This is a genomic window from Thermodesulfobacteriota bacterium, assembly GCA_040756475.1.
In the GTDB taxonomy this organism is placed as follows: domain Bacteria; phylum Desulfobacterota; class Deferrisomatia; order Deferrisomatales; family JACRMM01; genus JBFLZB01.
Window position 1 is genome coordinate 1 of record JBFLZB010000191.1, and the last position, 8,281, is coordinate 8,281.

Consider the following 8,281-nt stretch of genomic DNA (forward strand, 5'->3'; position numbering starts at 1 on the left):
TCCTTCCTCCCTCGGGATGACCGAAGGTCAGGGGCGCCTCAGCAGGAGCAGGAACCCGAGGAGCAGTCGTTGCCCTGGCCCTGTGACGCCGCCTTCACGTTGAACCCCCTGCGGAGGGGCCCCGAGAGGTAGTCCACCACCACGCTGCCCACCTGCCGCAGCAGGCCGCGGCTCATCACCAGCCGGAACCCTTCTTCGGTTCTCACCTCGTCTTCGTCGGATGGCTCGTCCAGAGCCAGGCCCCAGGAGGGCCCCCCTCAGCCGGAGCCAGCGACGTAGATGCGCACCGCCGGGTCTGTGCCGTGCTCCTTGACGGATTCCAGGAGCTTTTCGCGGGCCTTCTCGGTGATCTCGATCATGGTGTCCTCCTTGCCGGAAGCGGGGGGGCCGATGCTGCCCTCGCGCCCTTCGATGGCCCGAGGCCCCCAAAGGTTACTCCAGGGCGGTCGCCGTGGGCAAACCGAGCGCGGGGCCGAGCGCCGGGCGGCTGGGCGGCCCGGCGGCCGGCAGCGGATTTCCGGAAAACGGGTTGCTTGCTCCGGGGCAGAACTGTTAGAAAGAGGCCCCCGAATCCCTGCTCCGGGAGGACAATGATGACGTCCCACGCCAAGCTCGACGCCTGGGTCCAGGAAACGGCGCAGTGGTGCGAGCCCGCTGCGGTCCACTGGTGCGACGGGTCGCAGCGGGAGTACGACGCGCTGTGCGAGCTCATGGTGAAGTCCGGCACCTTTCAGCGCCTGCACCCCGAGAAGCGGCCCGGGAGCTTCCTGTGCCGCTCCGACCCGGGCGACGTGGCTCGCGTCGAGGACCGCACCTTCATCTGCTCCCGCAGCCGCGACGACGCCGGCCCCACCAACAACTGGCGCGACCCCGAAGAGATGAAGGCGACGCTGCGCGCCCTCTTCCGGGGCTCCATGCGGGGGCGCACGATGTACGTCATCCCGTTCAGCATGGGGCCCCTGGGCTCGCGCATCGCCCACATCGGCGTCCAGCTCACCGACTCGCCTTACGTGGCGGTGAACATGCGGATCATGACCCGCATGGGGCGGCCCGCCCTCGACGTCCTCGGCCCCACGGGCCCGTTTGTGCCCTGCCTGCACTCGGTGGGAGCGCCCCTCCTGCCCGGGGCGGCCGACGTGCCCTGGCCCTGCAACGCCCAGAACAAGTACATCGTCCACTTCCCCGAGGAGCGCGCGATCTGGTCCTACGGGAGCGGCTACGGCGGCAACGCCCTTCTGGGAAAGAAGTGCTTTGCGCTACGCATCGCCTCGGCCATGGCCCGGGAGGAGGGGTGGCTGGCGGAGCACATGCTGATCCTGGGGGTGACTGCGCCCTCCGGCGAAAAGAAGTACTTTGCTGGGGCCTTCCCGAGCGCCTGCGGCAAGACGAACCTGGCGATGATGATCCCCACCGTGCCGGGCTGGAAGGTGGAGTGCGTGGGAGACGACATCGCCTGGATGAAGTTCGGGGACGACGGGCGCCTCTACGCCATCAACCCGGAGTACGGGTTCTTCGGAGTGGCCCCGGGCACGTCGATGGAGTCCAACGCCAACGCCATGCTCAGCATGACGCGCAACTCCATTTTCACCAACGTGGCGGAGACTCCGGACGGGGACGTGTGGTGGGAGCAGATGACCCCCATGCCGCCCCCGAGGCTCACCGACTGGAAGGGCCAGGAGTGGACGCCCGGCTGCGGCCGGCTCGCGGCCCACCCCAACGCGCGCTTTACCGCACCCGCCGCCCAGTGCCCGGCCATCGACCCGGCCTGGGAAGACCCCCGGGGCGTGCCCATCTCGGCCATCCTCTTCGGGGGGCGCCGCGCCTCGGTGGTGCCCCTGGTGCACCAGGCCTTCGACTGGGAGCACGGCACCTTCCTGGGCGCCGTGGCCAGCAGCGAGACCACCGCGGCCGCGGCCGGGAAGGTGGGCGCCCTGCGCCGGGACCCCATGGCGATGCTCCCCTTTTGCGGGTACCACATGGGCGACTACTTCGCCCACTGGCTCTCCATCGGGGAGCGGACCCGGCCCGAGTGCCTCCCCCAGATCTTCTACGTGAACTGGTTCCGGAAGACGCCCGAAGGGCGCTGGCTCTGGCCGGGGTACGGGGAGAACAGCCGCGTGCTGCGCTGGATCTTCGAGCGCACCGGCGGCGGCGCAGAAGCGGTGGCGACCCCCATCGGGCACGTTCCCACGCCGGGAGCCGTGGACCGCACGGGTCTCGCGGTCTCCGCTGCCGACATGGAGGAACTGCTGCGGGTGGACCGGGACGCCTGGCGCGAGGAAGCCCAGAGCATTCGCGCGCACTTCGCGCGCTTCGGAGACCGGCTGCCCCAACGGCTCTGGGCCCAGCTCGAGAGCCTGGAAGAGCGCCTGGCCCGGGCGTAGAAACGGGGTCCTGAAGGCTTGAACACAGCGGGTCAAGTTTTCGGGCGTCCCCCAAGGGGCACACCGTTCCCCTCGCAATCGCAATCGCAATCGCAATCGCAATCGCAATCGCAATCGGTATCGGTATCGATCCCGATTTCGACCCCGATTTCGATCCCGATAGCGATACCGATCTAGCAGGCGCCGACCCCGTTCTACAGGCGGCTCAGGGCTACGCGCCCCCGTCCCCCTACCCGTTCGAAGAGGAACTCGGCTGGTCCCACGGGGTTGTCCACCGTGCGGGCCGCCGTGCCCACGCGCACCGTCACCCCGGCGTGCACGGTCTGGGCTGCGACCCGCGCTTCGGACGGATCGAGGGTCGCGAGGGCTTCGGCCCGCGCCCTCCAGTGGGCTGCAGCGGCCTGCGCCTCGGGCGGTGGCGCCTGACCTTCCGCCGGGGCCTCCCCCAGGGCCTTGGACCAATCCAGATACAGCGCCCGGAAGGCGTCTGCCACCTGGGGCGCGCCGGCCGCGGCCTCCGTGGCCATGGCGTTGCCGGAGCCCAGTGTGCCGAGCCGCAGCTCCCGGCCGGCTCCTGCCGATCCTCCCTGAATGCTCCCCGAATCGGCCGTAAGCACGGACTCCAGGGCCAGGACCTGGCTCTTCAGGCTGTACCGGCGGATCAGGACGGTCTGGGCCTGAAGGGAGGCGTGGTCGAGAAATGCCGCTACGGCCAGCCCTCCCACCCGCACCGGCGCTCGGCCTTTCTGGATGACGCCGTCCCGCACGAAGAGCGAACCCAGCACCTCCACGGGGGAGCGGATCAGGGCGCCGCGCACCTCCAGGTCGCCCAGAATGCGCACGGGAAAGCCGGCTTCCAGGTCCCCGTCCACCACCACCGAGCCGGGAAAGACGCCGCCGGCGAAGGCCCGGAGCTCCTGGGCGTCGGCGACCCGCAGCAGGGGGACCACCTCCGCCCGGGTGCTCCCGATCCCCGTGAGGCGCAGGTGACCCGCTGCCTCCGCCACCACGGCCCGGCGGGCCTCGTCGCGCCGCAGCCCCGGGCCCAGTTGGGTGAGATCCCTCCCCGGGCACGGGGCGAGAGCATCGCCGCGAACCGAAGTACCGGCGGCTCCGGCGCCGGGGGGGTGATAATCCCCCACCGCCTGTCCCGGCCGGCATTCGGCCAGGACCGCGTCGGGGTAGTCCCCCTGGTCACGGTACGCCGCGAGAAACCCCTCGGGGTCGCTGGGATGGCCCTCGTACCAGTGGATCCAGGCGGGGTGACCGTCCACCGGCGGGCGGCCGCGGGCGAGCACCTGGGGCTGGAGGGAACCCCGGTGCAGATGGGCCCGGCGCAGGGCCCCGGCGTCCACGAGGGGTGCCGGTACGCCGTAGGCGGCGGCCAGCGCCTGGAGCTGGGGTTCCTCCATCCGCCGCCCCCGCGGCTTGGGGGGGAAGAGGAGGAGGTAGGCGGTGAGTCCGTCCGGGCTGAAACGGATCTTTGCCTTCTCGGCGAGGGTCTCCGCCGGATCCCGGCTGGCCACGGGAAACGGTCGGTCGCGGCCGAAGAGGTAGGCCTCCCGCACGGCGGTCCAGTCCACCGCCAGTCCCGGGATCTTCTCCCTCACCTGGGCGACGAGCTCGGAGAAGCGCCCGGAAAACCCGCTCCCCACCCTCACGAGGATCCGGTCGCCCTCGGCCGTGATCACCACGTCTGCCGCCATCTCGTTTCCTCGGTCTCGCCGCGGGGAAGAATCAGTACTCGTCGAGCACCCGGCGCGCCACCGCGAGGACCTTCTCCCGCTCGAAGGGCTTCAGGACGTAGTTTCGGGCTCCCCGCTGGAGAGCGGCGAGGACCCGCTCCTCCTGGCCCACCCCCGAGACCATGATGACCCGGCAGGCGGGATCGAGGCGCCGCAGCCGCTCCAGGGTCGCGATGCCGTCCAGGCCGGGCATGACCACGTCCAGGGTTACCAGGTCCGGCAGCGCCTCCTCGTAGAGGGCCAGGGCCTCCTCCCCGCTCCGGGCGGCGTGGACCCGGTATCCGGCGCCGCCGAAGATGTCGTCGAGCATCTTCACCATGAACTCGGTGTCGTCCACCACCAGGATGGTCTCGGGGTAGGGACGCGGGGTCACGGAAGCGGGCCCTCCAGGACCGTGTCGCGCTGCCAAGCGGCGTCGGTGGCCGGGTGGTCCAGGTTGTAGTGGAGCCCCCGGCTCTCCTTTCGGGTCATGGCGCAGCCAATCATGAGGTCGGCAACCAGGGCGAGGTTTCGCAACTCCACCAGGTTGGGGGTTACCCGGAAGTTCCGATAGTACTCGCCGATCTCTTCCAGGAGCAGGTCCATGCGCCGCCGGGCCCGGGCCAGGCGCTTGTCGGTGCGCACGATCCCTACGTAGTTCCACATGAACCGGCGGATCTCGTCCCAGTTCTGGGTCACCACCACCTCGTCGTCGCTGTCGGTGGTGCCCGAGTCGTCCCACGGCTCCACCGGCGGCAGGGGTGGGGCGGCGGCGTCGAGCCACTGCCCCGCGTCCCCCGCTGCGGCGGTGGCGAAGACCAGCGCCTCGAGCAGGCTGTTGCTGGCCAGGCGGTTGGCGCCGTGCAGCCCGGTGCAGGCTACCTCCCCCACCGCGTACAGGCCCGGGATCGACGTGCGGGCGCAGTCGTCCACCACCACGCCCCCGCACAGATAGTGGGCGGCGGGGACCACCGGGATGGGCTGGGCAGTGATGTCGATGCCGAGCTCCAGACACCGGGCGTGGATGCCGGGGAACCGCTCCCGCACGAAGTCCGGGGGCCGGTGGGTGATGTCGAGGAAGACGCACTCGTCCCCCCGGCGCTTCATCTCGGCGTCGATGGCCCGGGCCACGATGTCGCGGGGGGCCAGGCACCCCAGGGGGTGATAGCGCTCCATGAACGCCTCGCCGCTGGCCAGCCTGAGCACCCCGCCCTCTCCCCGTACCGCTTCACTGATGAGGAAGTTCTTTGCGTAGGGGTGGAAGAGGCAGGTGGGGTGGAACTGCATGAACTCGAGGTTGGCCACCCGGGCCCCGGCCCGGAAGGCCATGGCCACGCCGTCGCCGGAGGCGATGTCGGGGTTCGACGTGTACAGGTACACCTTCCCCGCGCCCCCCGTGGCCAGCCCGGTGACCCGCGCGGGAAAGGACTCCACGGCGCCCCCGGGCCCCAACACGTACGCGCCGAAGCACCGCGGTGCCCCACCCGGCCCCGGCCGGACCAGAAGGTCCACCGCGTAGTGGTTCTCGAAGAACCGGATGTTGGGGTGCTCCTTGGCCCGCCGCAGGAGCGCCTGCTCCACCTCTCGGCCGGTCATGTCCCGGGCGTGGACGATGCGGCGGCGGCTGTGCCCTCCCTCTCGACCCAGGTCGTAGGGAAGACCCGGCGTGGCCGACGGGGTGAACGAGACCCCCCAGCGCGCCAGGCGGGCGATCTCGCCGGGCGCTTCGCGCACCACCCGGGCCACCACGTCGGGATGGCACAAGCCGGCTCCGGCCGTCAGCGTATCCTGGACGTGGGCCTCGAAGGAGTCGGCCGGGTCCAGCACCGCGGCGATGCCCCCCTGGGCAAGGTTGGTGTTGGACTCGCCGCGGTCCTTCTTGGTGACCACGGCCACGGGGCCGCGGCCGGCCACCTGGAGCGCAAGGGAAAGGCCGGCAATGCCGCTGCCGAGCACCAGGACCTCGAAGGACTCCATCGGGCAGACCCACTTTCTGCTCTGGGAAAGACGGCGGGCCCGAAGCTCCCATGGGGAGGTCCCGCCCGAAGGTGAAGAAACCGTAGTACAGCCGAAAACGGCGTGTCAAGGCGGGCCTGGGGCGGGGAGTGGTCCAGGGGGGGCGTCGCTCGGGAGGCCGCTGGCGGGGTCGGTGGGGATTTCGATCCCGATGGGGATGGGGATCCCGATAGCGATACCGATACCGATGGGTGGCGGTTCCCTCGGGGGGTGGCGGTTCCCTCGGGGGGTGGTGGTTCCCTTGCTACACGACCCCCGCCTCCCGCAGGGCCCGCACCTCCTCAGCGCCCAGGCCGAGCGATTCCCGGAGCACCTGCTCGGTGTGCTCGCCGAGCAGGGGCGAGGGGCGGCGCAGCCACTGGCGCGGGGCGCCGGAGAGCTTCACGGGGCACCCGGCCATCTTGAGGGGGCCCGCCACCGGGTGCTCCACCTCCACCACCATCTCCCGGGCGGCGATCTGGGGATCTTCCACCACCTGTTCGATGCCGTTGATGGGGCCGCAGGGGATACCGGCACCCTCCAGGAGGGCGAGCCACTCGGCGGTGGTGCGACCCGCGAAGACCTCGGCCAGCAGGGGCTCGAGGCGGCCCCAGTTCTCGGTGCGGTCGTGGTTGGTGCGAAACTCCGGGTCGGCCCAGAGGTCGCCCCGCCCCACGAGGCGGCAGAACTTCTCCCACAGGGCGTCGTTGCCGACGGCGAGGATGAGATGGCCGTCGGAGGCGGGGACCGAGGTAAAGGGGGTGATGGAGGGGTGGCGGTTGCCGATCCGGCCCGGCACCTGGCCCGAGACCTCGTAGCGGGCGAGCGCGTTTTCCAGGATGGCCACCTGGCAGTCGAGCATGGCCACGTCCACCATCTGCCCCTTCCCCGTCTCCTCCCGGGCCCGCAGGGCGGCCAGGATGCCGATGGCGGTGAAGAGGCCGGCGGTGATGTCCCCGATGGAGGCCCCCACCCGGGTGGGGGGCCCGCCCGGGTGCCCGGTGATGCTCATGATGCCCCCCATCCCCTGCACCACCACGTCGTAGGCGGGCTTGAGGCGGTAGGGCCCGGTGTGCCCGAAGCCCGAGGCCGCCGCGTAGACCAGCCCAGGGTGGGACCGGGCGAGGCGGTCGTACCCGAGCCCCAGCTTCTCCATGGTGCCGGGGCGGAAGTTTTCCACGAGCACGTCGAAGGACGTGAGCAGAGAGAGGAAGAGCTCCCGGCCCCGCTCGTCCTTGAGGTTCAGGGTGATGCTCTCCTTGTTGCGGTTGAGGCTCATGAAATAGGCGCTCTCCGTGCCCACGAAGGGGCCGAAGTGGCGCGCGTCGTCCCCGATGCCGGGCACCTCCACCTTCACCACCTCGGCGCCCAGGTCCGCGAGCACCATGGTGCAGTAGGGGCCCGCGAGGACCCGGGTGAGGTCGAGCACCTTGAGGCCCGCAAGCGGCAACGTTGGCTCCATATCCACGATCCTCTCAGCCGATCATGTGCGCCGGCAGCCAGGTGGCCAGGCCGGGGAAGGCGCACAGGATGACGATTCCCAGGAGCAGGAGCAAGATGAACGGCACCACCCCCCGGAGCACCGTGCCGATGGGGATCTCCGGGGCGATCCCCTGCACGATGTAGAGGTTGAGTCCCACGGGGGGCGTCACGAGCCCGGCCTCGAGGTTGAGCGTCATCACCACCCCGAACCAGATGGGGTCGAACCCCAGCCCTGTGATGATGGGGTGGAGGATCGGCGAGAGGATCAGGATGATCGCGACGGGGGGCAAAAAGCACCCCAGCACAAGGAGGAGCACGTTGACAAGCGCCATCACGACCCAGCGGTTGAGCTCGAGGTCCACGATGCCCTGGGCCAGGGTCTGGGCGACGTAGAGGCTGGTGAGCACCGCCCCGAAGAGGAAGGAGGTGGCGATAATCATCATGATCATCGTGCTCTCCCGGGCGGTGCGCAGCAGGATGTCGCGGATCTGGCGGGGCCGGTAGGTCTGGTAGACGACGGCCACGGTGACGAGGATGAGGAACGCCCCCACCCCCGCCGCCTCGCTCGGGGTGGCCCAGCCCGTGTAGAGGGAGGCGAGCACCAGGACCACCACCACGAGGAACGGGATGGTCTTGACCGACGAGCGCACCTTTTCCCCCAGGGTGTACGACTCGGCCTCGGCGGCCGCCAGGGCG

At 70.5% G+C, this 8,281-nt stretch carries 7 protein-coding genes; 1 reads left to right on the forward strand and 6 read right to left on the reverse strand.

Annotation, left to right across the window (positions count from 1 at the left end):
• Positions 1-38: 38 nt before the first annotated feature.
• Positions 39-206 carry a hypothetical protein gene (locus AB1578_19610; protein ID MEW6490101.1) on the reverse strand — a complete coding sequence of 56 codons (168 nt, stop codon included), beginning with the start codon at positions 204-206 and terminating at the stop codon, positions 39-41.
• A 384-nt stretch (positions 207-590) separates the two neighbouring features.
• Here AB1578_19610 and AB1578_19615 point away from each other — a divergent pair, with 384 nt between their 5' ends.
• Positions 591-2,384: a phosphoenolpyruvate carboxykinase (GTP) gene (locus tag AB1578_19615; GenBank protein ID MEW6490102.1), complete on the forward strand. Its 1,794-nt coding sequence runs from the start codon at positions 591-593 to the stop codon at positions 2,382-2,384.
• A gap of 194 nt (positions 2,385-2,578) precedes the next feature.
• On the opposite strand, the gene AB1578_19620 is transcribed toward AB1578_19615, so the two are convergent.
• The 5 genes from AB1578_19620 to AB1578_19640 all read right to left on the reverse strand — a co-directional run.
• Entirely contained in the window at positions 2,579-4,090 is a 1,512-nt protein-coding gene (locus tag AB1578_19620; GenBank protein ID MEW6490103.1) for a FapA family protein, read from the reverse strand.
• A 31-nt stretch (positions 4,091-4,121) separates the two neighbouring features.
• Entirely contained in the window at positions 4,122-4,502 is a 381-nt protein-coding gene (locus AB1578_19625; protein ID MEW6490104.1) for a response regulator, read from the reverse strand.
• Positions 4,499-6,085, reverse strand: coding sequence for an L-aspartate oxidase (nadB, locus tag AB1578_19630; protein ID MEW6490105.1), 1,587 nt, complete (start codon positions 6,083-6,085; stop codon positions 4,499-4,501). The genes AB1578_19625 and nadB overlap by 4 nt, the downstream gene beginning before the upstream one ends.
• A 283-nt stretch (positions 6,086-6,368) precedes the next feature.
• The gene (locus AB1578_19635; protein MEW6490106.1) at positions 6,369-7,565 is read right to left on the reverse strand and encodes a CoA transferase; all 1,197 of its coding nucleotides are present in this window, start codon (positions 7,563-7,565) and stop codon (positions 6,369-6,371) included.
• A gap of 13 nt (positions 7,566-7,578) precedes the next feature.
• A partial coding sequence (locus tag AB1578_19640; protein MEW6490107.1) for a TRAP transporter large permease subunit occupies positions 7,579-8,281 on the reverse strand: 703 nt, incomplete at its 5' end.

What these genes read in the sequence shown, in the direction of transcription:
- AB1578_19620 (MEW6490103.1), bottom strand. Translation starts at nt 4,090, where the DNA reads ATGGCGGCAGACGTGGTGATCACGGCCGAGGGCGACCGGATCCTCGTG.
- nadB (MEW6490105.1), bottom strand. Translation starts at nt 6,085, where the DNA reads ATGGAGTCCTTCGAGGTCCTGGTGCTCGGCAGCGGCATTGCCGGCCTT.
- AB1578_19635 (MEW6490106.1), bottom strand. Translation starts at nt 7,565, where the DNA reads ATGGAGCCAACGTTGCCGCTTGCGGGCCTCAAGGTGCTCGACCTCACC.
- AB1578_19615 (MEW6490102.1), top strand. Translation starts at nt 591, where the DNA reads ATGATGACGTCCCACGCCAAGCTCGACGCCTGGGTCCAGGAAACGGCG.